General features: G+C 71.9%; 21 protein-coding genes and 1 pseudogene. 9 read left to right on the forward strand and 13 right to left on the reverse strand.

What is annotated here, in order from left to right:
* Nucleotides 1-10 precede the first annotated feature (10 nt).
* Nucleotides 11-733 (reverse strand): DedA family protein, encoded by a 723-nt coding sequence (locus ACZ5WC_RS08070; RefSeq protein ID WP_468540025.1) that lies wholly within the window; start codon nucleotides 731-733, stop codon nucleotides 11-13.
* Nucleotides 734-884: 151 nt separating this feature from the next.
* Between ACZ5WC_RS08070 and ACZ5WC_RS08075 the strand changes: the two genes are divergently transcribed.
* The 3 genes from ACZ5WC_RS08075 (at nucleotide 885) to ACZ5WC_RS08085 (ending at nucleotide 4,283) form a co-directional block, all read left to right on the forward strand.
* Entirely contained in the window at nucleotides 885-1,250 is a 366-nt protein-coding gene (locus ACZ5WC_RS08075) for a YbjQ family protein (protein ID WP_019762066.1), read from the forward strand.
* 61 nt (nucleotides 1,251-1,311) lie between these two features.
* Nucleotides 1,312-2,610, forward strand: a complete 1,299-nt coding sequence (locus tag ACZ5WC_RS08080) for an ion channel protein (RefSeq protein ID WP_468540026.1) — start codon at nucleotides 1,312-1,314, stop codon at nucleotides 2,608-2,610.
* Between the two features lie 245 nt (nucleotides 2,611-2,855).
* Nucleotides 2,856-4,283, forward strand: coding sequence for a glutamate decarboxylase (locus ACZ5WC_RS08085; protein ID WP_468540027.1), 1,428 nt, complete (start codon nucleotides 2,856-2,858; stop codon nucleotides 4,281-4,283).
* Between the two features lie 53 nt (nucleotides 4,284-4,336).
* On the opposite strand, the gene ACZ5WC_RS08090 is transcribed toward ACZ5WC_RS08085, so the two are convergent.
* The 5 genes from ACZ5WC_RS08090 to ACZ5WC_RS08110 form a co-directional block, all read right to left on the reverse strand.
* Nucleotides 4,337-5,164: an ABC transporter permease gene (locus ACZ5WC_RS08090; RefSeq protein ID WP_468540028.1), complete on the reverse strand. Its 828-nt coding sequence runs from the start codon at nucleotides 5,162-5,164 to the stop codon at nucleotides 4,337-4,339.
* Nucleotides 5,161-6,126: an ATP-binding cassette domain-containing protein gene (locus ACZ5WC_RS08095; protein WP_468540029.1), complete on the reverse strand. Its 966-nt coding sequence runs from the start codon at nucleotides 6,124-6,126 to the stop codon at nucleotides 5,161-5,163. Before ACZ5WC_RS08095 ends, ACZ5WC_RS08090 begins: the two co-directional genes overlap by 4 nt.
* Before the next feature lie 86 nt (nucleotides 6,127-6,212).
* Nucleotides 6,213-6,854 (reverse strand): PadR family transcriptional regulator, encoded by a 642-nt coding sequence (locus ACZ5WC_RS08100; RefSeq protein WP_468540030.1) that lies wholly within the window; start codon nucleotides 6,852-6,854, stop codon nucleotides 6,213-6,215.
* Between the two features lie 100 nt (nucleotides 6,855-6,954).
* Nucleotides 6,955-8,412, reverse strand: coding sequence for an aldehyde dehydrogenase family protein (locus tag ACZ5WC_RS08105; RefSeq protein ID WP_468540031.1), 1,458 nt, complete (start codon nucleotides 8,410-8,412; stop codon nucleotides 6,955-6,957).
* Nucleotides 8,413-8,471: 59 nt separating this feature from the next.
* A complete protein-coding gene (locus tag ACZ5WC_RS08110; protein ID WP_468540032.1) occupies nucleotides 8,472-9,335 on the reverse strand; it encodes a helix-turn-helix domain-containing protein in 864 nt (287 codons plus the stop codon).
* A gap of 356 nt (nucleotides 9,336-9,691) precedes the next feature.
* Between ACZ5WC_RS08110 and ACZ5WC_RS08115 the strand changes: the two genes are divergently transcribed.
* The gene (locus tag ACZ5WC_RS08115; RefSeq protein WP_468540033.1) at nucleotides 9,692-10,198 is read left to right on the forward strand and encodes an ATP-binding protein; all 507 of its coding nucleotides are present in this window, start codon (nucleotides 9,692-9,694) and stop codon (nucleotides 10,196-10,198) included.
* Nucleotides 10,199-10,325: 127 nt separating this feature from the next.
* Here ACZ5WC_RS08115 and ACZ5WC_RS08120 read toward each other — a convergent pair whose 3' ends face one another.
* Nucleotides 10,326-10,568, reverse strand: a complete 243-nt coding sequence (locus tag ACZ5WC_RS08120) for a DUF397 domain-containing protein (protein WP_056793446.1) — start codon at nucleotides 10,566-10,568, stop codon at nucleotides 10,326-10,328.
* A 252-nt stretch (nucleotides 10,569-10,820) separates the two neighbouring features.
* Between ACZ5WC_RS08120 and ACZ5WC_RS08125 the strand changes: the two genes are divergently transcribed.
* Nucleotides 10,821-11,330, forward strand: a complete 510-nt coding sequence (locus ACZ5WC_RS08125) for a hypothetical protein (RefSeq protein WP_468540034.1) — start codon at nucleotides 10,821-10,823, stop codon at nucleotides 11,328-11,330.
* A gap of 70 nt (nucleotides 11,331-11,400) precedes the next feature.
* Here the strand turns inward: ACZ5WC_RS08125 and ACZ5WC_RS08130 are convergent, their stop codons facing one another.
* Both ACZ5WC_RS08130 and ACZ5WC_RS08135 read right to left on the reverse strand, forming a co-directional pair.
* Nucleotides 11,401-13,521, reverse strand: coding sequence for an FUSC family protein (locus tag ACZ5WC_RS08130; protein ID WP_468540035.1), 2,121 nt, complete (start codon nucleotides 13,519-13,521; stop codon nucleotides 11,401-11,403).
* Nucleotides 13,522-13,586: 65 nt separating this feature from the next.
* On the reverse strand, nucleotides 13,587-14,828 hold the full coding sequence (locus tag ACZ5WC_RS08135) for a DUF2786 domain-containing protein (RefSeq protein WP_468540036.1): 1,242 nt from the start codon (nucleotides 14,826-14,828) through the stop codon (nucleotides 13,587-13,589).
* A 96-nt stretch (nucleotides 14,829-14,924) separates the two neighbouring features.
* Between ACZ5WC_RS08135 and ACZ5WC_RS08140 the strand changes: the two genes are divergently transcribed.
* The gene (locus ACZ5WC_RS08140) at nucleotides 14,925-16,634 is read left to right on the forward strand and encodes a bifunctional 3'-5' exonuclease/DNA polymerase (RefSeq protein WP_468540037.1); all 1,710 of its coding nucleotides are present in this window, start codon (nucleotides 14,925-14,927) and stop codon (nucleotides 16,632-16,634) included.
* A gap of 44 nt (nucleotides 16,635-16,678) precedes the next feature.
* On the opposite strand, the gene ACZ5WC_RS08145 is transcribed toward ACZ5WC_RS08140, so the two are convergent.
* The 4 genes from ACZ5WC_RS08145 to ACZ5WC_RS08160 form a co-directional block, all read right to left on the reverse strand.
* On the reverse strand, nucleotides 16,679-17,554 hold the full coding sequence (locus ACZ5WC_RS08145; RefSeq protein WP_468540038.1) for a hypothetical protein: 876 nt from the start codon (nucleotides 17,552-17,554) through the stop codon (nucleotides 16,679-16,681).
* Nucleotides 17,555-17,654: 100 nt separating this feature from the next.
* Nucleotides 17,655-18,164, reverse strand: a complete 510-nt coding sequence (locus tag ACZ5WC_RS08150) for a SigE family RNA polymerase sigma factor (RefSeq protein ID WP_468540039.1) — start codon at nucleotides 18,162-18,164, stop codon at nucleotides 17,655-17,657.
* Nucleotides 18,165-18,360: 196 nt separating this feature from the next.
* A complete protein-coding gene (locus tag ACZ5WC_RS08155) occupies nucleotides 18,361-19,218 on the reverse strand; it encodes a dioxygenase family protein (protein WP_468540040.1) in 858 nt (285 codons plus the stop codon).
* An 87-nt stretch (nucleotides 19,219-19,305) separates the two neighbouring features.
* Nucleotides 19,306-20,685, reverse strand: coding sequence for a carbohydrate-binding protein (locus ACZ5WC_RS08160; protein WP_468540041.1), 1,380 nt, complete (start codon nucleotides 20,683-20,685; stop codon nucleotides 19,306-19,308).
* A 266-nt stretch (nucleotides 20,686-20,951) separates the two neighbouring features.
* Between ACZ5WC_RS08160 and ACZ5WC_RS08165 the strand changes: the two are divergent.
* The 3 genes and pseudogenes from ACZ5WC_RS08165 to ACZ5WC_RS08175 form a co-directional block, all read left to right on the forward strand.
* Nucleotides 20,952-21,376, forward strand: a pseudogene (locus ACZ5WC_RS08165) (phosphotransferase); the annotation flags it as partial.
* A 148-nt stretch (nucleotides 21,377-21,524) separates the two neighbouring features.
* Nucleotides 21,525-22,496: an ABC transporter ATP-binding protein gene (locus tag ACZ5WC_RS08170; RefSeq protein WP_468540042.1), complete on the forward strand. Its 972-nt coding sequence runs from the start codon at nucleotides 21,525-21,527 to the stop codon at nucleotides 22,494-22,496.
* Nucleotides 22,493-23,473, forward strand: coding sequence for an ABC transporter permease (locus ACZ5WC_RS08175; RefSeq protein WP_468540043.1), 981 nt, complete (start codon nucleotides 22,493-22,495; stop codon nucleotides 23,471-23,473). Before ACZ5WC_RS08170 ends, ACZ5WC_RS08175 begins: the two co-directional genes overlap by 4 nt.
* Nucleotides 23,474-23,510: the final 37 nt, after the last annotated feature.

Below are 23,510 nucleotides of genomic sequence, written 5' to 3' on the forward strand. Positions count from 1 at the left end.
CCCGGTCACCTCAGGCTCCCGGCGGGGCTGAGCCCGGCCCGACGAGCCCCTGGGGCAGGGCACCCGCCGACGGGCCGTCGCCGCCCGCCGCCGCCTCCGCGGCAGCGGCCTTCTTGCCCTGGCTGCGGGCCCTGAGGACCTCGATCACGATCGGCACCACGGAGATGAGCACGATCAGGACGAGGATCTTCTCGATGTGCTCGTGCACGAAGTCGATCTTGCCGAGCATGGCGCCGAGCACGGTGACGCCGACGCCCCACAGGAGCGCGCCGACGACGTTGTAGATGACGAACAGACGGTAGTTCATCCGGCTGACGCCCGCGATGATCGGCGTGAACGTGCGGACGATGGGCACGAAGCGCGCCAGGACCAGGGACTTCGGGCCGTGCTTCTCGAAGAACTCGTGGGCCTTCTCCACGTTCTCCTGCTTGAAGAGACGGGAGTCCGGGCGCTTGAAGAGGGCCGGGCCGACCTTGCGGCCGAAGAGATAGCCCACCTGGTCGCCGAGGATCGCGGCGATGGCGATCAGGGTGCAGACGAGCCACAGCGGATACTTCAGCTGCCCCGTGGTCACCAGCAGCCCCGTGGTGAACAGCAGGGAGTCGCCGGGCAGGAAGAAGCCGATCAGGAGTCCGGACTCGGCGAACACGATGAGGAGGAGGCCGGGGAGGCCGAACGTGTTGAGCAGATAGTCCGGGTCCAGCCAGCTCGGGCCGAGGGCAAGCGTATTCAAGGGTCCAGGCTCCAGAGTGACGTGTGTGATGGGGGCCGCGCGGCAACCGAAGCTACCGACGCCCGGTGAACGCCCTTGGTTCCGGTGGCGCACAGCGGGAATGCGCATCCTGCGGAGTAGAACGAAGCTGATCGCAGGAGGTGCCACGAACATGGGCATTGAGGAATTCGGCGGCGGGCAGACCGCCCAGGCGGACGTGCTGGTCGTCACCACAAACGACGTACCGGGGTATCAGGTGACGCAGGTCATCGGTGAGGTCTTCGGGCTGACCGTGCGGTCGCGCCACCTCGGGAGCCAGATCGGCGCCGGGCTGAAGTCGATGATCGGCGGCGAGCTGAAAGGGCTGACCAAGACGCTGGTCGAGACCCGCAACCAGGCGATGGAGCGGCTGGTGGAGCAGGCGCGGGCCAGGGGCGCCAACGCGGTCCTGATGATGCGCTTCGACGTCACCGAGGCGGCGGACGTGGGGACGGAGGTCTGCGCGTACGGGACGGCGGCGGTGATCAGCAAGGTGTGACGCGGCACCACCGGATGGACGATGGGGCTTTTGGTCCGTTTTCTGACTCTATGGTGAACCGGTGGCCGCCTCCGAACCCCCCGCGCCCCCGTCGCCCGCTCCCCCGCGTCCCCCGGCCGCCCCGGCCCGGCGGCTGCTGGCGCTCGTCCTGCCCGCGATCGTCGTCGGGGTGGCCTGCGCGCTGATCCTGCTCGGGGTGAGCCTGCTGGCGGAACGGCTCCAGGACGTGCTGTGGGAGACCCTGCCCGACGCGCTCGGCGTGGGCCGGTTCTCCTCACTGTGGATGATCACGATGCTCACCGCGACCGGCCTCGCGGTGGGCCTGGTCCTGCGGGCGGTGCCCGGTCACGGCGGACCCGACCCCGCCACCACCGGACTGGTCGACGCCCCCATGCGGCCCGGCATCGTCCCCGGGCTGCTCCTGGTGACCGCGCTGGCGCTGGCGGGCGGGGTGAGCCTCGGGCCGGAGAACCCGATCACCGCCGCCAACATCGCGCTCGCCTTCTGGTTCGGCCGCCGCGTCGCGCCCGGCGCACCGGCCGGGCTGTGGGTGTCGCTCGCCGCGGCCGGGACGATCGGGGCCCTGTTCGGCACGCCGATCGCGGCCGCGCTGATCCTCTCCGAGACGCTGGCCTCGCAGCCGGGCCCCGGGGCGTTCTGGGACCGGCTGTTCGCCCCGCTCGCGGCCGGGACGGCGGGGGCGCTGACCATGTCGCTGATCGCGCACCCGAGCTTCGACCTGTCCCTCCCCGCGTACTCCGGACCGCACTGGGGCGACCTGCTCTCCGCCCTCGTGATCGCCTCGGCGGGCGCACTCCTCGGCATGCTCGCGGTGTACGTGTTCCCGGTCGCGCACCGGGCCTTCCGCGCACTGCGGTATCCGGTACTCGCCCTGACACTCGGTGGGCTGGCGCTGGGGCTGCTCGGGGCGCTGGGCGGCCATCTGACCCTCTTCAAGGGGCTGGAGGAGGTGAAGGGGATCGCAGGGGACCCGGACGGCTGGTCCGCCGGGGAGTTCGCCGTCATGGCGGTGGTGAAGATGGCCGCCCTCGTGACCGCGGCGACCTGCGGCTTCCGGGGCGGGCGGATCTTCCCGGCCGTCTTCGCGGGGGCGGCGCTCGGACTGTGCGCGCACGCCCTGGTCGACGCGGTCCCGGCCGCGCTCGCCGTGTCCTGCGCGGTGCTGGGCGTACTGCTCGCCGTCACCCGGCAGGGCTGGGTGAGCCTGTTCACGGCGGCGGTGCTGGTCGGCGACGCGTCGGTGCTGCCGCTGCTGTGCGCGGCGGTGCTGCCCGCGTGGCTGCTGGTCACCGGGCGGGCCCAGATGCAGCTGGACGGGGACGGCAAGTCGCTGCGGTGAGGGGTACGGGGGCGGGGAGCGTACGGGAGCGGGGCATACAGGGACGGGGGGCTACGGGGACGGGGGGTGGCCACGGGGGCGGGGACGGCTCGACCTGGCGCGCGGAGACGGCTCAACCCGGCGCGCCGGACACCGCAAGCATCCGTATCGTCGGCTTCATACGCTCACGTAACGCTTCATTCTGCTGCATACCGATTTGAAACGATACTGCCCCGACCGCGTCGGCCGAGAGAAGGGCTTCCCCCATGCCGCTGCACCGCGGTGCCCACCCGGAACAGGACGAACCCTCCGCGGAGCGGCGCAGGCTCGCCCTCAACCCCTTCTACGGCGAGGCCGATCCGACGGCCGCGATGACCGCCGCGCCGCCCCGGCACCGGCTGCCGGACGGCCCGCTGCCGCCGATGACGGCGTACCGGCTGGTCCATGACGAGCTGATGCTCGACGGCAACTCCCGGCTCAACCTGGCCACCTTCGTCACCACCTGGATGGAGCCGCAGGCCGGGGTGCTGATGGGTGAGTGCCGGGACAAGAACATGATCGACAAGGACGAGTACCCGCGCACCGCCGAACTGGAGCGGCGCTGCGTGGCGATGCTCGCCGACCTGTGGAACGCCCCCGATCCGGCGACCGCCGTGGGGTGTTCGACGACCGGGTCGAGCGAGGCGTGCATGCTGGCCGGGCTCGCCCTGAAGCGGCGCTGGGCGAAGCGGAACGCGGACCGTTATCCGGCGAGCGCCCGGCCCAATCTGGTGATGGGCGTCAATGTGCAGGTCTGCTGGGAGAAGTTCTGCACCTTCTGGGAGGTGGAGGCCCGGCAGGTCCCGATGGAGGGCGGCCGCTTCCACCTGGACCCGGAGGCAGCCGCCGAGCTCTGCGACGAGAACACCATCGGGGTCGTCGGCGTCCTCGGCTCCACCTTCGACGGGTCCTACGAGCCGATCGCCGAGCTGTGCGCGGCCCTGGACGCCCTCCAGGAACGCACCGGCCTCGACATCCCGGTCCACGTCGACGGGGCGTCCGGCGCGATGGTCGCGCCCTTCCTCGACCCGGACGTGGAGTGGGACTTCCGGCTGCCGCGGGTGGCCTCGATCAACACCTCCGGCCACAAGTACGGGCTGGTCTACCCGGGGGTCGGCTGGGCGCTGTGGCGCTCGTCCGACGAACTGCCGGAGGAACTGGTCTTCCGGGTCAACTACCTGGGCGGCGACATGCCGACCTTCGCGCTGAACTTCTCCCGGCCCGGGGCGCAGGTGGTCGCGCAGTACTACACGTTCCTGCGCCTCGGGCACGACGGCTACCGGGCGGTCCAGCAGGCCTCCCGGGACGTGGCCTGCTCACTGGCCCGCGCGGTGGCGGAGCTGGGCGACTTCCGGCTGCTCACCCGGGGCGACGAGCTGCCGGTGTTCGCCTTCACGACGAACAGCGACGTCCACGCGTACGACGTGTTCGACGTCTCGCGCCGGCTGCGGGAGCACGGCTGGCTGGTGCCCGCGTACACCTTCCCCGCCAACCGGCAGGACCTGTCGGTGCTGCGGGTGGTGTGCCGCAACGGGTTCTCCTCGGACCTGGCGGAGCTGCTGGTGGAGGACCTGAAGCTGTTGCTGCCCGAACTACGCTCGCAGAAGCACCCGTTGAGCCATGACCGGCCGACGCCGACGGCCTTCCACCACTAACCAGCTGCCCTGTGATCCCTGGCGGGCGCACAGGACCGATCCGCCGGCGTCCGCTACCGGCTCAGCCTCGCGAACTTCCTCACCGCCAGCGGGAAGAACACCGCGATGATCACCACTGGCCAGAGCACCGCCAGGAGTTGGGCGTGCTCGGCGGCCCAGGAGCCGGTCGCGCCCCCCGGGTTTCCGAACAGCTGCCGTACGGCGGTGGCCGTCGCGGACATGGGGTTCCACTCGACCACGGCCCCCAGCCAGCCGGGCATGGACGCGGGGGCGGCGAACACGTTGGAGAGGAAGCCGACCGGCCAGACCAGGATCTGGACGGCGGAGACCAGCTCGGGCCGCCCCGCCACCATGGCGAGCTGGATGCCCACCCAGAGCATCGCGAACCGCAGGAGAAGCAGCAGCCCCACCGCCCCCAGCGCGGCGGCGGCCCCGTTGTGCCAGCGCCAGCCGACCGCGCAGCCGACCCCGGTCATCACCCCGAGCGCGGCCACCGACTGGAGCATGTCCGCGGCGCTTCGGCCCACCAGCACCGCGCCCGGGACCATCGGCATCGAACGGAAGCGGTCGATGACACCCTTGCCGAGGTCCCGGGTGACCGCGAGCATCGTGCTCTCCAGGCCGAAGGCCATGGTCAGCGCGAGCATGCCGGGAACCAGGAACGCGGTCGGGTCGCCCTCCACGCCCCGGCCGCCGCCCACCAGATAGGTGAACATCACGAGCAGCATCACCGGGAAGGCCAGGTTGACGAGGACCGCGACCGGCTGCCGGGCCCAGTGCGCCAGTTCGCGGCGGGTCATCGTCCAGGAGTCGGCCAGCGCCCAGCCGAACCGGGAGCCGCCCCCCTGCTCGGGGACCACCGTCGTCGTCACCGCGCTCATGCCGCCGCCTCCGCCTTCTCCGTACGCTGCTCACCCGCGGGCTGTCCGGTCAGGGACAGGAACACCTCGTCCAGGGTCGGGCGGCGCACCGCGATGTCCTCCGCCTCGATGCCCGCCTCCTCCAGCGCCCGTACGGTCCGGGTCAGGGCCGCCATCCGGTCCGGGGCGGGCGCGCCGATCAGCCGCCGGTCGTGGTCGAGCGTCAGATCCGCGCCGCCGAGCAGCGCGGCCGCCTCCACCAGCCGGGACGCGTCGCGCAGCACCACGTCGATCCGGTCGCCGCCGACGCGGGCCTTCAGCTCCTCGGGGGTGCCCTCGGCGACGGCCCGGCCGCCGTCGATCAGCGAGATCCGGTCGGCCAGCTGGTCCGCCTCGTCCAGATACTGCGTGGTCAGCAGCACCGTGGTGCCGCCGCCGACCAAGGAGCGCACCGCTTCCCAGACCTCGGCCCGGCCGCGGGGGTCGAGCCCGGTCGTCGGCTCGTCCAGGAAGAGCACGTCCGGATCGGTGATCAGCGAGGCGGCCAGGTCGAGCCGCCTGCGCATCCCGCCGCTGTACTGCTTGACGGCCTTGCGGCCGGTGTCCGCGAGGCCGAACCGCTCCAGCAGTTCGTCGGCCCGGCTGCCCGCCCGGCGTGCGCCCAGGTGGTACAGCCGCCCGAACATCTCCAGGTTCTGCCGCCCGCCGAGCTGCTCGTCCACCGCCGCGTGCTGCCCGAGCAGCCCGATCCTGCGGCGCACCTCGCCCGCCCGCTCGCGGACGTCGAGCCCGGCCACGGAGACCCGGCCCGCGTCGTGGCGCAGCAGCGTCGACATGATCCGTACGGCGGTGGTCTTGCCCGCCCCGTTGGGGCCGAGCACCCCGTGCACGGTGCCGCCGCCGACGACCAGGTCCAGCCCGTCCAGGACGCGCTTCTCCCCGTACCTCTTGTGCACGCCGTCCATGACGATCGCTTCGGTCACGTTCACCGCCACCCTTCCAACCCCTTGTAGTCAAACTTGACTAGCGGCTCGACGGTAAACCCCGATCCAGCATTCGTCAAACTTGATTAGTCGTGGTCCCCGGGATCAGGGACACCGGTGGCGTACGGGTTCTCCTCGCCCTCGGCCAGCACCCCGACGAACGGGTCGCCCTCGCCCGCGAAGGTGTACGCACCGCCCTCGATGCGCTCGATCAGGCCCCGCGTCCACTCCGCGCCGGAGTCGGCCGAGTGCACCCACAGGTTCATGATCTCGCCGATATGGCCGAGGGATTCGGGACCGTCCTCGGGGGTGTAGTAGTCGGTGACCGCGTCCCGCCATTCCTTCATGCCCTCGATCCGCTCCTTGAGCAGCGCGACGGCCTCCTCGCGGGGCAGGTCGACGATGAACCCGATGGCCGCCGAGAGGACGTCCAGGTTCTGGTCGTAGGAGCGGATGGCGTTCCGCAGCAGGGTGCGGTACTCCTCCAGCCCCTGCTCCGTGACCTCGTACTCCGTGCGCGGCGGGCCGCCGACGGTGGAGGGCGCGGTCTCGTGCGCGAGCAGCAGCCCCTGCTTCGCCATCTGCTTCAGGGCGTGGTAAATCGACCCGGGCTTGGCGTTGGACCACTCGTGCGCGCCCCAGTACTCCAGGTCGTTGCGGACCTGATAGCCGTGTGCGCGGCCGTGCATGCGCACGGCACCGAGGACCAGCAGCCGGATCGCGGACATGACACCCATCCCTTCCCGGGGTTTCGCACGGGGTCCTATTCAACTTTGACTAGGGTATCCCGTGCGACCGGGGCGGCCCGCACCACGCCGTACGCGCCTGTCAGAACGGGAACACCGTGCGGCCGTGCTGGATCGACATCCACTTCTGCGTGGTGAACGCCTCCACCACGGCCTCGCCGTTCAGCCGCCCCACCCCGGACGTCTTCTCGCCACCGAACGCGACCAGCGGATCGTCCTGCACGGTGGAGTCGTTGACGTGGAACATCCCGCTGACGATCCGCTGCGCGAACCGCACCCCGCGCTCGGCGTCCCGCGTGTGGACGGCGCCGCTGAGTCCGTAGGGGCTGTCGTTGACGATCCGTACGGCCTCCTCCTCGCCGTCGAACGTCATCAGCAGGGCCACCGGGCCGAGGATCTCCTGTGTCAGCAGCGGGGAGTCCTCCGCGAGGCCGGTGAGGACGGTCGGCCCGACCACGTTGCCGACGGTCCGTCCGCGTACGAGCGCCCGCGCGCCGTCCGCGACCGCGCGGTCGACCAGGGCGCCGAGGGCGTCGGCCTGGAAGGCGTTGATGACCGGGCCGATCCGGGTCTCCGGATCCCTCGGGTCACCGGTCCTGAGAGCGGCCACCTCGGCGGTGAACCTCTCGGTGAACTCCGCCGCCACCGACCGGTCCACCAGAATCCGGTTGGCCGCCATGCTGACCTGCCCCTGATACAGGAAGCGGCTGAAGACGGCCGCCTGGACCGCGTAGTCGATGTCGGCGTCCGCCAGCACCACCAGGGCGCTGTTGCCGCTCAGTTCGAGGATGGTCCGCTTGAAGGCCCCGGCGGCGGTGGCGGCGATGTGCCGGCCGACCCGGTCGGAGCCGGTGAACGAGATCACCCTGGGCACGGGGTGCGCGATGAACGCGTCGCCTATCTCCGCGCTGTCGGTGATCACGACATTGAGCAGTCCGGCGGGCAGACCGGCGTCCTCGAATATCTTCGCGATCAGTCCGCCGCCCACGACGGGCGCATTCTGATGGGGCTTCACGACGACCGCGTTGCCGAGCGCCAGCGCGGGCGCGACCGACTTCATCGTCACGAGGAAGGGGAAGTTGAAGGCGCTGATCACGCCGACGACACCGACGGGCAGCCGGTAGAGCCGGTTCTCCCGGCCGTCCCCCACGGCGGGCAGCAGCCTGCCCGTGGGCCGCAGCGCCTGGCGGATCGCCTCGCGCAGGAACTCCGTCGCGCCGCGCACCTCGTACGCCGCGCGCAGCCGGGTGCCGCCCAGCTCGTCGGTGATCGCCTCGGCGATCTCCTCGGCGCGCTCCTCGGTGATGCGCAGGGCGCGTTCGAGGACGGCCCGCCGCTCGTACGGGTTGGTGGCGGCCCACTCCTGCTGGGCGCGTTCGGCGGCCCGGTAGGCCCGGTCGACCTCCGCCGCGGTGGCCACGGTGACGGCGGCGAGTTTCTCACCGTTGTAGGGATTGAAATCGATGATGTCCCACGAGCCGCTGCCGGTCAGCCACTCGCCGTCGATGTACTGGTGGGCCAGTTCATGGAAGAAGGACATGCAATCCCTTACTTGCAGGCGTTCGCAGACTCCTGATCTGACGTCATCGTACTGAGAAATCAGGTCAGTTGGAGTAGTCCACGCAGAAGATCCCGGCTCTCTTCCGGTGCCGGGCTGTCCTGGGCGAGGCCCGCCATGGCCTTTTCGTACTGCGCGACTTCTTCGGGCTTGTCCAGATAGAGCGCACTTGTCAGCTGCTCCAAATAGACAATGTCCGACAGATCGGATTCCGGGAAACGCAGCATCGTGAATGAGCCGCTCTCACCGGCATGACCGCCATGACTGAAGGGCATCACCTGAAGCGTGACGTTCGGCTGCTCCGACATGTCGATCAGATGCCGCAACTGAGCCCGCATGACCTCGCGGTCGCCGTACGGGCGACGCAGCGCCGCCTCGTCGAGGACGGCGTGGAACGTCGGGGCCCGCTCGGAGACGAGGGCCTTCTGGCGCTCCAGGCGCAGGGCCACCCTGCGGTCGATCTCGGCGGGCGAGGCCCCGCGCATGCCGCGCGAGACGACGGCGTGGGCGTACGCCTCGGTCTGCAACAGACCGTGCACGAACTGGACTTCATAGATACGGATGAGGGAGGCCGCACCCTCCAGGCCGATATACGTCTGGAACCAGCCGGGCAGCACATCTCCGTAACTGTGCCACCAACCGGCCACGTTGGCCTCGCGGGCCAGTCCGAGGAGGGAGTCGCGCTCCGCCTCCTCCGCGACACCGTAGAGCGTGAGCAGGTCCTCGACGTCCCTGGCCTTGAAGCTCACACGTCCCAACTCCATGCGGCTGATCTTCGATTCGGAGGCCCGGATGGAGTAGCCGGCCGCCTCACGGGTGATTCCGCGCGACTCCCGCAGCCTTCTGAGCTGAGAGCCCAGGAGGATGCGCCGCACCACCGATCCACTCGACTCGCCTGCCGACACTGGTCCGACCCTCCCCATCGCCTACCTGACACCGGCGCCCCCCGGAACCCCAGGTCCCGGATTCTGCCACCAAAACGCTTCAGCCCGTACTCATTCGATTACGGAAATGGGAAGACGTCCAGAAAGCTCCGAAACTACCCCCGGGAAGAAATGCCCCGCAACCACCACGGTATCGGGCAGGTCCGGCGCGTGCACGTGCATCTGCCCTTGCATCTGCCCTGCGCATTCGGAACCATGGTCCCCGCGCACCTGCGTGCTCGTGTTGTGCCGCTGTACCCCCCGCAGTACCGCTACAGGCAGTGCCGCTACAGCCGCGAATCCCGGGAGTGCCTCGTATGGGGACGAATGGATCGACGATGCTCGAGCCGTTACGGCAGGGGCTTCCCCCCACCGACCCCTCAGGGGTTGCCGGATCGGCGTCCTGCGCTCTGCCCGCCCGCTACGAAGCGGTCGGCGGGGCGCGTAAGTTCACCCGGTCCACCCTGGAGCGGTGGGAGCTGAGCGACCGCTTCGACGATGTCGCGCTGGTGGTGTCCGAGCTCGTCACCAACGCCCTGCGCCACGCGCTGCCCGACGAGCCGCCGCGCGAGTTCCAGGACCCGCCGGTGCGGCTGCATCTGATGCGCTGGACCTCGCGGCTGGTGTGCGCGGTGCGCGATCCCAGCCGGAGGAGTCCGGTGGCGGGCGAGGCCGCGGATTCGGCCGAATCCGGACGCGGCCTGTTCCTGGTGGAGTGCGTCAGCGACAGCTGGGGCTGGCACCCTTCCCCCGTACCGGTGGGGGAACTCCCCTCCGGCCCGCTGTACGGCAAGGTCGTCTGGGCCCTTTTCCGGCTTCCGGAAAACCCGAAGACACAGGCCTGAAGACACACGCGTAGCGACCCCGGGCAGGCCGACCGCCCGGGGTCCTGCCCGTTCGGCCGCCGGCCGCCGTTCATCCGTCGGCTGCCGTTCAGTCGCCGGCTACCGTTCATCCGCCGCCGGTCATCGTTCAGCCACCGGTCGCCAGGTGGTCGAACTCGCCGTCCTTGACGCCGAGCAGCAACGCCTCGATCTCGGCCGGCGTATAGACCAGGGCGGGCCCGTCGGGATGGCGGGAGTTCCGCATCGCCACATTCCCTCCGGGCAGTTTCGCGAACTCCACACAGGACCCCTGGGAGTTGCTGTGCCTGCTCTTCTGCCAGACGACTCCGCGAAGCTCTGTGGCCGCCATGCCGTTGTACACGTGGTGCACAGGACGCTCCCCGAGTTGCAAGGTGCAAGTGTCAACTAGCTCGGATCATAGCTGTGTTCATATGCCAATGCATGAGCAGATGCACGTGCACGCGGGGTGTTCCTTCGATTACAGGCTTTCCGTGTACGCGCGCCCACCGGGAAGAGAGACGAACGGCACGTCCAATTCGCTCCCGCTTAACGGAGTTGGCGGCAGGACCCTTGGTAGCGTGGCGCGGTCTTTCGCCCGGAAAACAGCAAGGGGGAACTCCACGTGACCAGGTTCGTACGCACCGGTGCCGTCGTGGTCGCCGGTCTCGCCGCCTCACTGGCCCTGACCGCATGCGGCAGCGACGACGAGCCGGGCAAGGGCTCCGGCGCGGACGCGTCGGCGAGCGCGACGCCCGGCGCCGACGGGAGCAAGGACTCCGGGAGCGGCGGCACGGACGCCGCAGCGCTGGAGGGCACCTGGGCGGGGCTGACGGACGGCAAGAACGTCACCGTGTCGATCGCCGCGCGCAAGGTCGCCCTCGTCGCCGACCAGTCCGTCTGCCAGGGCGAGGTGAAGGACATGGGCGGCGAGCCGATGCTGGCCCTGACCTGCCCCGACGGCGGCAAGGAGCGCACGATGGGCGCCATCGACTCCGTCGACGGCACGAAGCTGGTCGTCTCCTGGGACGGCGGCGCCAAGGACTCCCTGACCAAGGTCGACCCGGGCAAGCTGCCCACCGATCTGCCGTCGCTCCCCGAACTCCCGGACCTGCCGGAAGTGCCCGCGCCCTGACCGCCCGTCCGCCGACAGCCCGCTCCCTGTCTGCCTGCCCCCTCGCCCGTCCTCCCCGCCGAGGCCGGGCTCAGCCCTCGGCGAGGGTGCTGCTGACGCGGGTGCTGCCGCCGCGTTCGTCCAGAGCGCGGGTGAACTCCTCCAGCGCGTCCTGGAGCAGCGCCGCGCCCCGGTGCACCACCGGGTCGCCGCCGGACGGGGCGGCCTGCTCGTTCGGTACGTCCCAGTGGGCCACCGCGTCCGCGACCATCCGCCAGTCCGGCAGGCGGCGTTCGCGTACCGCCTTGGCGCCCTTCTCCGTGGCCCGGCGCAGCGCGTCGGCCAGTTCGGCCGCACCGGGCACCGGGGCCGCCGACGCCGAGGGCAGGTGGGCCTCCAGGACCATCGCGGACCGGCCCAGCTGGGCGAGCGCGTGCTGGGCGTCGGTGGCGGCGGCCCGGGAGATGCCCCGGTGGCGTACGGGTTCGTGCTGGGCGGTCGCCAGGGCCTCCTGCCAGGCGACACGGGCCTCCCGGGTGGCGATCAGGGCGTCCCGGACGTCCTCGACGTTCCGGGAGGCGGGGTCGGCGTACTGGTCGATCACCGTGGCCGCGTACCGCCCGTCCGCCGCCAGCCACTCGGCCAGCCGGTTGCGCAGGCGCGGGGTCTCCCAGGCCGGATAGACGGCGTACGAGATCATCGCGAGGAGCCCGCCGACCAGCGTCAGCACGATGCGTTCGGTGACGGTCTGGGACCAGTCGTCACCGGCCATGCCGAGCAGGAAGACGACGTACGCGGCGACGCAGACCTGGCCGACCGCGTAGCCGGTGCGCATCAGCAGGTACATCAGCCCGGCGCAGACCACGGCGAGCAGGGCGGAGAGCCGGGCGTCGGGGTGGGCGGTCTGCACGACGGCGGTGGCCAGCCCGACGCCGACCAGGGTGCCGCCGAAGCGGCCCGCGGAACGGGCGTACGTCTGCGAGAACTCGGGCCGCATGACCATGACGGCGGTCATCGGGGCCCAGTAGCCGTGGCCGAGCGGCACGGCCTCGCCCACGAAGTACCCGCAGACGGCGACCACCGCGACCCGGATGGCATGGCGCATGACCGACGAGCCGTGGTGCAGCTCGCGGCGCATCGAGGTCAGCACCACGGGGATCAGCTTCACCAGGGTGGGCCGGTGCCGGGTGTCCGGGGCGAGGTCGGAGGGGATACCACTGTCGGTGCCGGTGCCCTCCGCGATCTCCAGGACGTCGTCGAGCAGGGCCGCGAGCCGGTCGGCGGCGCGGCGGGCGGGGCCGACGAGGATCACGTCGTTGTCGGGGGTCTTCAGGACGCCCAGGTCGGTGGCGGAGAGGTGGACCGGTTCGCCGTGCCGCACGGCCCGCGCGGCGGCGTCCAGGACCGAGCCCGCCGCACCCAGCAGCTCGTTCACCCAGAGCCGCTCAAGTCCGTCGCCGGGCACCCCCATCGCCGGGTCCGCGAGCGAGGCCAGCACCGGGCGCAGCCGTTCGGCGACGCCCCGGGCCCCGTGCAGTTCGGCGGGGCGGCGGCGGGCCTGGCGGGGAGTGACGGCGGCGGCGCTGCGGGCGGTCATCAGGGGCAGCGGGTCGAAGGGGGCGACCGGGTCGTACCGCAGCCGCCGGGCATAGTCGGCCTCGGCGGCCAGGGCGTCGGCGAGCGCGTCGCGCTGGGCGCCCCATCTGCGGACCGGGAAGAGGACGATGAGCGCTGCCTGCACGAAGCCGCCGGCGGCGATCATCCCCGCGTGAGCGGCCGCGTCGACGACCGAGGTGGGCAGGGTGATCGTCACCAGCATGATCGCGACGTTGGAGGAGGCGATGATGCCGCCCGTCGGGCCCGCCGCCCAGGCTAGCCCGGAGAGGAAGGTCCAGACGCCGAGCAGACAGAGGAACAGCACGACGTGCGTGCCGCTGACATAGCCGACGAACGTCGAGACGGCGAGGCTGGCTCCGGAGACCAGGGCGAGGACCGGGCGCGGGCGCCAGCTGCGCTGGAAGGTGGCGATGGCCGCCTGGAACGCCCCGAACGCGGAGCTCGCGGCGATCTCCGGCCCGAACAGGACGAGGCTGGTGCCGACGACGAGGGCGAGCCCGGCCGCGCCGCGGAGGGCGACGAGGGGTTCCAGTCTCTGCCGCTCGATCTCCAGCCCCGAGCGGGCGGTCTCCTTCAGCGCCCGGAGCCAGCTCATGGGCCGAGCTTAACCGGAATAGCCGATCTTAACCGGAATAACGGACAAGCCGGACTATGGGCAGGTCAGTTCTCCGTCATGATCTCGCCGGGTCCCTGTGAGGTCCCGCTCCGGGAGCCGCCCATACGGGCGCGGTCGGCGGCATCGGTTCCGTGCGTCCAGCCGTCCGGGTCGGAGACGCCACGCACCCGGGCGGTCGTGGTCCTCGGGAACATCCGGTCGGCGGTCTCGGTGACGGCGACGTCCCGGGCGGCGAGGACGGGCAGCAGCCCGGCACTCGCACCCGTGTCGGCGGCCGTGGTGACCCGCTCGGCGTCGGCCGCGAGCCTGCTGCCGAGCCGCTGGGCGTACGCCATCAGGAATGACTGCCGGAAGGTCTTGGTCCGCTTACGGCCTCCGGCGCGCTGCCCGGCCTCGGCCCGGGTCATCGCGGCCGTCCCCTGGACGAGCAGCGAGGTGAACAGCAGCTCGACGGCCTCCAGGTCCGGCTCGAAGCCGACGACCGTGCTGAAGCCGAGGTCGTCGTTCCACACGGCCCGGCAGCGGTTGGCGGAGGCGACGGCGTCGAGCAGGATCGCCTTGGCGCTCTCGTACGGGGGCTCCACCCCGATCCGGCAGGCGCCGGGCGTCTCGCGGCTGTGCGTACGGGCGGCGAGGAGGGCCTCGTCGATGCTGTGCCGGGCCATCAGCTCCTGCGCCTTGCCGGTCAGCGCCTCGGCCTCCTCCGGGAAGCCGGTCGCCTCCGCCTTCGCCAGCAGCGCCCGGATGCGGGTGAGCATGCGGGGCTCGTCGGCGGCGGGCGGCCGGTGGAGGTGGTCGGCGGCGGTGCCGGGCGGAGGGCCGACGGGCTCGACGGCGGGCAGCCGCAGCAGCAGCCGGTACAGCTCCAGCAGGTCGGCGGCGTACGAGAACCGGTCGGGTCGGTTGCGCGGTACGGGCTCCGGAAGCTCGGCGAGCTGCTGCCGCCAGCGGGGCGGCAGCTCCGCGTACCGGGCGGTCTCGGCGGCGATCAGCGTCCCGGCCAGCGCCGCCCGCCGCTCGTCCAGCTCGCGGCGGACGAACCGGACCAGGTCGGCGGGGTGCCAGCCCCGCTCCCAGGCCCGCCGCAGGAACTCCTCGCCGCGCCGGTGCGCAGCCGCGTCGGCGTCCGGCGCGGCGGCGAGCAGGGAGGCTCCGGTGTCCAGGGCGGCGTCGCCGTCCACGTAGAGCGCCGCCGCGCACGCCCGGTCGATGACCGAGTCCGCCGATCCTGCCGACCCCGCTGATCCCGCTGATCCCGCTGATCCCGCTGATCCCGCTGATCTCATCGGACCAGGGTAGGCGGGGGGGCTCGCGGTGGAGGGCGGGGCATTGTCGATGTCGGTGCCGGGGCGTTGTCAGTGGGGGGTGCCAGACTCGTATCCATGACCGAACGGTGGGCGCTGGGTGTGGCGGAGGGGGGCGGCGCGCTGCTCGTGCCGCTGGCCCGGGACGGCACGCCCGCCGGCCCCGTCGTGGCCGAACCCGATCTCGTCGAGGCGGTCCGCTCCCGCCCCGCGGTGGGGCGCTGGGTGTGGCGGTCGACCGCCGAGGTCTACCCCCGGCTGCTCGCCGCCGGGGTCCGCGTCGAGCGGTGTTACGACATCGAGTGCGCCGAGCTGCTGCTGCTCGGGCACGCCGGACGGCTCGGCGAGCCCCGGTCCGCCGCCGCCGCGCTGGCCCGGCTGGACAGCGCCCCGGTGCCGCCGGACCCTCCCGCCCGATCCGCCGAACCGGGCGCGCAGTCCTCCCTGTTCGAGCCGTCGTCGGGCCCCGGGGTGCCGTTCGAGGGGCTCCTCCGGGTCTACGCGGACCAGGTGCGCCGCCATGACGCGGCCCTGCACCCCGACCGGATGCGGCTGCTCACCGCGTCGGAGTCGGCGGGGATGCTCGTCGCGGCCGAGATGCACCGGGCCGGGATTCCCTGGCGGGCCGACGTCCACCGGCAGGTCCTGCACGACCTGCTGGGCGAGCGGTACGCGGGCGGCGGCGAGCCCCGCAGACTGGCCGAGCTGGCCGACGAGGTGTCGGCGGCGTTCGACGACGGGGCCTCCCCCGACTCCTCAAGAGCCAGGGGAAGGGTCCGCCCCGATCTGCCCGCCGATGTGGTGAAGGCGTTCGCCCAGGCCGGGATCGCGGTGAAGTCGACCCGCCGGTGGGAGCTGGAGGAGCTGGACCACCCGGCGGTCAAACCGCTGATCCAGTACAAGAAGCTGTATCGGATCTGGACCGCGCACGGCTGGTCCTGGCTCCAGGACTGGGTACGTGAGGGCCGCTTCCGCCCGGAGTACCAACCGGGCGGCACGGTCAGCGGCCGCTGGACGACCAACGGCGGCGGGGCCCTCCAGATCCCCAAGGTCATCCGGCAGGCCGTCGTCGCCGACGAGGGGTGGCGCCTGGTCGTCGCGGACGCCGACCAGATGGAGCCACGCGTGCTGGCCGCGATCTCCCGCGACCGCGGCCTGATGGAGGTGGCCGGTCACGACGGCGATCTCTACAAGGCCCTGTCCGACCGGGCGTTCCACGGCGACCGCGAGCACGCCAAGCTGGCGCTGCTCGGGGCGATCTACGGTCAGACCTCCGGGGACGGGCTGAAGAATCTGGCCGCGCTGCGCCGCCGCTTCCCGACCGCCGTCGCGTACGTCGACGACGCGGCGCGGGCGGGCGAGGAGGGGCGCGTGGTGCGGACCTGGCTGGGCAGGACCAGCCCGCCGGTCGTGGTGGCGGGCCAGGACGAGGAGGCGGGCATCCCCCAGGAGGGCCCCGAGAGCACCGGGACCGCGTCCGACGGCGGCCTGGCCCGGGCCCGGGGGCGCTTCACCCGTAACTTCGTGGTGCAGGGCAGCGCCGCCGACTGGGCGCTACTGCTCCTGGCCGCGCTGCGCCGGTCGCTCCACGAGCAGGGGCTGCGAGCGGAGCTGGTGTTCTTCCAGCACGACGAGGTGATCGTGCACTGCCCGGCCGAGGAGACGGCCGCCGTCACCGAGGCGATCCGCGCGGCCGGTGAGCTGGCCGGGCGGACCGCCTTCGGGGAGACGCCGGTGCGTTTTCCGTTCACCACGGCGGTGGTGGAGCGGTACGCGGACGCCAAGTGACACGGTGAGGCGGGTGGAGGGCGGTGTGCGGCGGTGTGAGGCGGCTACCGCTGCTGGAGCTTCAGCCATTCCGGGCTGGTCGCCAGGGCGACGAGCTGGTTCATGGTGAGCGCGGGCTCCGGGCGGGTGGCGGGCGTCGACTGGGCACCGGAGTTGAAGGCCGAGACAACGACCCGCATTCCGTCCTGACGCATCGTGTCGGCCGTCCACCAGACGACCCCTTGGCCGCCCTTCTCACCGGGCACCTTCGAGGTCGCGAGCAGGGTGCCGTCGGGCAGGGTGGTCGCATCCCTGTAGAGGTGGTCGGCGACGTCTCTCATATCGGGCTGCACATTGATCTGTACGAGGGTGCTGCCCTTGCCGTCGTCGACGACGACGGAGGCGAACTCGCCCCCGTCGTTCGTCTTCTCCCCCACCGAGAGGCCCTCGGGCAGCAGCTTGAGGAAGGTGGGCATCAGCAGCGTGTAGTCCAGCTCGGGCGCCGGCTCCCCGTCGTCCTCCGAACCGGGCGCCGGCGGCTGCGGTGAGCCCTCACCCTCGCGAGGGCCGTCCGTGGGGGCGGTCGTCGGCTCGTCCGTGGGCGTGGGCGTGTCCGAGGGTGTGGCCGTGGGTGCGTCGGTGGGCTCGGAGGTCGGCGTGGGCGAGACGGCGTCCGTGGCCGGGGCCGTCGGCGTGGCCGGACCGCTGCTCGCGACGTTCGCCACGGCATCGGGCCCGTCCAGCATCCCGGCGGCGACCGCACCACCTCCCCCGACGAGAGCCAGGGCCAGCACACTGCCCGCCACGGCGGCGACGCGACGGCGGCGGAGCGCACGGCGCCCGTCCTCCAGCGCGCCGTCCACCACCGCGGTGCGGCCGGTCAGGTCGAAGGCCGCGCCCGTACGGCGAAGCTCCTCGCTGAGTTCGTCTTCAAAAGGCATGGGGAACCACCACTTCTCGTTGTGGGTGCACAACAGGTTTCAACGGGCTGGCAGGTCAGCCGGGGACGCGGGGCCTGCGGGGCCTGCGGGATCAGCGGGGTCAGCGGGTGGCGAACTCCGCGACGCTGCCGCCCAGATGTTCACGCAGCCGCCCGAGCGCCCGCACACAGCGGGTCCGTACGGCCGCCGGGCTGACCTGGAGCGCGGCGGCGGTCTCCTCGATGCTCCGGTCCTCCCAGTACCGGAGCACCACGACCGCGCGGTCCTTGGGGGCCAGCTGGGAGAGCGCCCCGAGCAGCGTCATCCGCAGCGCCGGGTCGTCGTCGGCGGCCGAGGCGCCCTCGGGCAGTTCGGCCAGGGGGCGTTCGCTCGCGGAGCGCCTTCGCCGGTGGGTCAGAAAGGTCCGGACGAGCACGGTCTGTGCGTATGCCGCCGGGTTGTCGATCCGGCGGGCGCGGCCCCACGACACGTACATCCGGCTCAGGGTCTCCTGCACCAGGTCCTCGGCAAGGTGCGCATCGCCGCTGGTCAGCAAGCAGGCCGAGCGGAACAGATGGCCGGCCCGACCGGCCGCGAACTCTTTGAACTCCTCGGCGCGCGACGACTTCATACTCTCCCCCGTCTGTCCGTCCACTCCGCCCTTCCCCCCTTACGACGCGACGGGAACACGGAAATGTTTCAGTCCCCGACGAAAACCTCTTCCGAGCTTCCCGGGGGCTTCTGCGACGGCATGCGAAAGCGCCCCGTTCACGCGCCGGACGGCGTGAACGGGGCGCGGGCGGTGGTGCGCGCTCGCTGTTCCCGGTCTACCCACGTTCCCACAACGCGGGGACCTGCGGCGGTTCCCAGCCCGGCATGGCCAGGTGCGCCTGTAGGCAGCGGTAGGCGACCCCGCCGTATGTGACGCGGTCTCCCGCGCGGTAGGAGGTTCCGGACTCCCAGCTGGTGCCCGGCTCGGTGGGTGGATCGGTGGGTGGGTCGCTCGGCCCGGGCGTCTGGGCGACGTCCAGGACGAAGTCGAAGGTGCCCTGGCGCCCGTTCCCGACGTTGCGGACGGTCATCAGCAGCTCCGGGTCGAACAGCGCGTCGGTGTTGTTGCGCGGCTCGCCCGGGAAGTACAGCTGCGTGGTGAGGATGCGGCCCCCGGGGGCCTGGGCCTTCACATGGAGGTGCCGGGTACGGCCCGGGTAGAGGCCCGGCACGACGGTGGTGAGGCTGAAGCCCCCGTCAGGCCCGGTGAACTGGTGTCCCCGGAAGGCGTATCGGGCCATGTCGTACGACCCGTTGGTGTCGGCCTGCCAGAAGTCGAGCAGGGCTCCGGGGATGGGCCGGCAGGCCCGGCCGAAGACGTAGCCGCTCACGGTGAGCGGTACGCCCGGGGTGCCCGGGGTGACCAGGCTGGTGCGGCGCGGGGAGTTGGGCTTGAAGTACGGCCCCTCCATCTGCGGCGGTGTCGTGTCGTCGCCGTCGTCGCACTGCGGGGTGGGGGCCAGGGGCCCGTTCCCGGCGGAAGCGGCGTCCCGGGCGAGCGCGACGCCCCCTCCGGCGAGGAGGGGTGCCGCGCTCGCCACGATCGCGGCCTTCAGGAGACCTTTGCGGCTGATGGGCCGCCCTCCCGATGTCTCATCAGGCTCGCTCGACGCATGGGGGGTTGGGTTATCCATTTGTGAGGTCATGACGGAGTCCTCGGAGTCCTCGGTGCGGGGAGGCGGAGAGGTTCGGGGAGGCAACCGTGCCTGGAGGCCCGGAGGTCAGACCCGCTGCCAGAGGGCGGGTACGACGGGCGGGGTCCAGCCGGGCTGGGCCGTGTGCCCCTGGAGGCAGCGGTAGGTCGCTCCGCCGTACGTCACCGTGGCGCCGGTGGCGTATGTGGTGCCGGCCGCCCAGGTGCCGCCCGGCGGGTCGGTGGGCGGGTCGGTCGGCGGCGTGGTGGGCGGGTCGGTCGGGGTCCCGCTGGTGACCAGCGTCAGCCCGTACGCCTGGAGCGCCGGCAGGAGCGGCTGGAAGTACGTCGTACCGCCGCTCCGGCAGTTGCCGGAGCCGCCGGAGGTGACGCCCTGGGCCTGGCTGCCGGAGATGTACGAGCCGCCGGAGTCGCCCGGTTCAGCGCAGACGCTGGTGCGGGTCACGCCGGAGATGGTGCCCTCCGGGTAGGTGACGCTGGTGTTGAGCTGCTGGATGGTGCCGCAGTGCCAGCCCGTGGTGGAGCCGGAGCGGCAGACGGAGGCGCCGACGACGGACGGGGTGGAGCCAGTGACGGTGACGTCGCCGCGCCCGTAGCCGTTGACCAGGGGCTTCGCCACCCAGTTGGCGTTGGTGGCGACCCAGGCGTAGTCCCGGCCGGGGAAGGTCGAGCCCTGGAAGGTGCCCTGGGCCTGCTGGTTGACGCCGTTGGTCGTCGTGCCGGCGCGGCCGCAGTGACCGGCGGTGACGAAGCCGTTCTGGGTGCCGCGCTTGACCGAGAAGCCGACGGAACAACGGCCGGAGGGGTTCATGTAGTACGCGTCGCCGCCCCGGATGTCCGCGAGGGCGCGGGGCTGCTCGGCGGACCGGACGACGGTGACGAGGTCCGTGCCGACCCCGGCCTCCTTCAGGAACACCCGGGCCGCCGAGTCGCTGGCGGCGTTCACGACGACCTTGTTGGCCTCGACGTCGACGTACCAGACGGGTACGTCCTTCGGCGCCTTGCGCAGCGCGGCCTTGTCGAGGGTCTCCTTGACGCCTTCGAGCCGGTCGAGGCTGTGTCCGACGACCTCGGCCCTCGCCCCGGCATCGGTGATGCGGGCGGTCTGGGAGGCGTCGGTGGTGGCGACGGTCAGAGCCGCCTCGTCGCCGCTGACCCGGGCCCCGGCGAAGCTGGCGCCGAGGGACTTCTCCAGCCCGGTGGCGACGGCGGCGGCGCGGTACTCGTTCGCTATCCGGGCCCTGGCGGCCTCCGCGTCGAGCCCGAGGTCGCGCTCCATGGCGGCCAGCAGTCCGGGCGACAGGCTGTCGGCGGAGACCGGCGGGGCGGCGGGTCCCGCGGAGCCGGCCGACGCCACTCCGGTCAGCCCGGCGAGGGCGAGTGCGCCCAGGGCCACCGTGGCGGTGCCGGCGGCGAAGGCACGTCTGCGGAGCGTGGTTCTCTCCACGTAACTCTCCTTGGTTCAGGGGGTGTCCAGATCCGGCGGGGGTTGGTCCGGACCAGGGAATTGCCGAAACCGTAGCGGCGGCGCCGCCGGTCGCAGGAGATCCCGTTCACCCCCCTCCCTCGGCGTTATGGGGCGCTCTCGGGGCCATGGAGGCCTCCCTGCGCCCGGCTCCGCCCGGTCAGCGCCCCCGGACACCACCCCCTGAGCACCGGCCGGGGCCGGAACGCGTCTCCCCTTCCCTCCTGCGCCCGGCCAGCTTCGGCCCCATACACACAGGGCAACTGCCGGGCTCGGGACGCACCGCCGACGTGTACGCACTCGACGGCTCCTGGGGCCTTCGCCGCTACCGCGACCACACGGGCAGCACCGAGGAGCTGGCGGTGATGGCGTACGTGGGCGCCTTCGGCTTCCCGGTGCCGCGCATCGGCGTGCCCATCGAGGGGGTCCGCCCCACGGAACTGGTGCTCCAGCGGCTGTCCGGCCCCACCATGGCCGAGGCCCTGCCGGCCGGGACGCTCGGTGCGGCCGAGGCGGGTGCCCTGCCGGCCCGGCTGCTGCGCGAGCTCCACGCGATTCCGCCCCGGGCGTCGGTGAACCCGGAGGACCGCGTGCTCCACCTGGACCTGCATCCGGAGAACGTGATGCTGACGGACGAGCGGTGGTGATCGACTGGTCCACCGCGGCGGAGGGTCACCGGTAGCGCTCTCTCCCGACCCCTGGCTGTGCCCCCATCTCCGGCGGCGGCCCCCCACCTCGCGCGCGGCGGCCCCGCGCTTGACAGCCATCCGCCCTCAACACCATGATTCCATTAATTGACTAGTGGAATCGAGGCGAGGCGCGTGGCGTACACGAGCACTCCGAACGGGACTTCGGGGACCCCGGAGACTCCGGGGTCACCGGGCAACTGGGCACTGGAGGCCCGCGGCCTGGGCAAGCGCTACCGGCGCGGCTGGGCGCTGCGCGACTGTTCCTTCCGGATTCCGGCCGGACGCATCTGCGGCCTGGTCGGCCCGAACGGGGCGGGCAAGAGCACTCTGCTCGGGCTTGCGACCCGCCAGGTGCAGCCGACGGCCGGCGAACTGCGGATCTTCGGCGTACCGGTCCACGACCCGGCCGTCATGCCGAGATTCGCCTTTCTGGGCCAGGAGAAGCCGCTGTTCAAGCGGTTCACCGTGGCGGACACCCTGCGGATGGGCGCCGAGCTGAACCCCGGCTGGGACGCGGCGGCCGCCGACCGGATCGTCCGCTCGGGCAATGTCCCGCCGCACGCGAGGGTCGGCACGCTCTCCGGCGGCCAGCGCACCCGCCTGGCCTTCGCGCTCGCCTTCGGCAAGCGGCCCGAGCTGTTGCTCCTGGACGAGCCGATGGCGGACCTCGATCCGCTGGCCCGCGACGAGATGACCACCCTGCTGATGGCGGAGGCCGTCGAGCGCGGGACCACGGTCGTGATGTCCTCGCACCTGCTGACCGAGCTGGAGGACATGTGCGACTACCTGCTGGTCGTCGCTGACGGCCGAATCCGGATGGCCGGTGACGCCGACGCGCTGGTCCCGGCCCACGCGCTGGTCACCGGGGTGGCCCGGGACGGCGCCCTGCCGACGGAGCTCGACCACCACACCGTGGTCGAAACCCGCCTCCAGGGGCGGCAGTTCCGGGCGATGATCCGGCCGAAGGGCCCCCTTCCGGCCGACTGGGAGCGGGTCGAACCCTCCCTGGAGGAGGTTCTCCTCGCCCATCTCCGTTCCCCGGACGCGCCCTCGCTCTACACCCAGGGCGCCCGCGTCGAGACCGAAGGGGCCCAGGCCGCATGAGCAGCACCACCACCCTCACCGGGACGAAGCCCACCGGACTCGGCACCGGGCGACGCCTGTTGCGCGGATTGCCGTGGCTCGTCGTACGCCAGCACCGGACCGCGCTGCTCTGCGTCCTCGGCCTCACCCTGCTGGGCGCGCTCTGGATCGTGTACGAGCGCCACGAGCTGATCCAGGTGCTCGACGCGGCCGGCTGGCCCGAAAAGGACGCCGGCGACCCGCTCCAGGGCGACCGGGGCTACGGCTACATCACCACCATCCTCGGCGGCCTCCCGCTGATCCTCGCCGTCTTCGTCGGCGCCCCGCTGATCGCGGGCGACCAGGAGAACGGCACCGCGCAGCTGGTCACCACCCAGTCCGTGACCCGCCGCCAGTGGCTGATCGCCAAGCTGGGCCTGGCCTACACCCTCGCCCTGGTCTCCGGTCTGGTGCTCTCGGCGCTGTTCACCTGGTGGTGGGAGCCGTACCGCTCCCTGTTCCCCAGCCAGTGGATCGAGGGCACGATCTTCGACAACACGGGCCCGGTCCTGCCCGCGTTCCTGCTCTTCCTCACCGCCGCGGGCATCACCATCGGCTGCCTGGCGCGCCGGGTGCTCCCGGCGATGGTGGTCACGTTCCTCTTCACGGTCGTCGCACAGTTCGCCTGGGACGAGGTACGCGTACGCCTCGGCTCCACGCAGATGTTCACGTACCCGATGGACAGCGAACTCCCGGCCCGCTTCAGCGAGTCGTACGAGGTGGACCGCTGGGTCGGCAACGCCGACGGGGAGCTCTTCGGCTGGGGCACCTGTGCCGAGGCGACCGATAAGGCGCAGAACGCGTGCATCGAGGAACACGGCATCGTCAACGACGTCATCGAGTACCTCGACTACAGCCAGATGGCGGCGATGCAGTGGACCGCTGCGGGCCTGCTGCTCGCCGGAACGGCCCTGCTCACCGCGTTCACCCTGTGGCGGGTCTCGCGCCGCCCGCTGTAGGTACGCCCCCGTCCCCCCGGGTCCCGTCCCCCTACGT

The organism is Streptomyces sp. NPDC033165 (assembly GCF_055577965.1).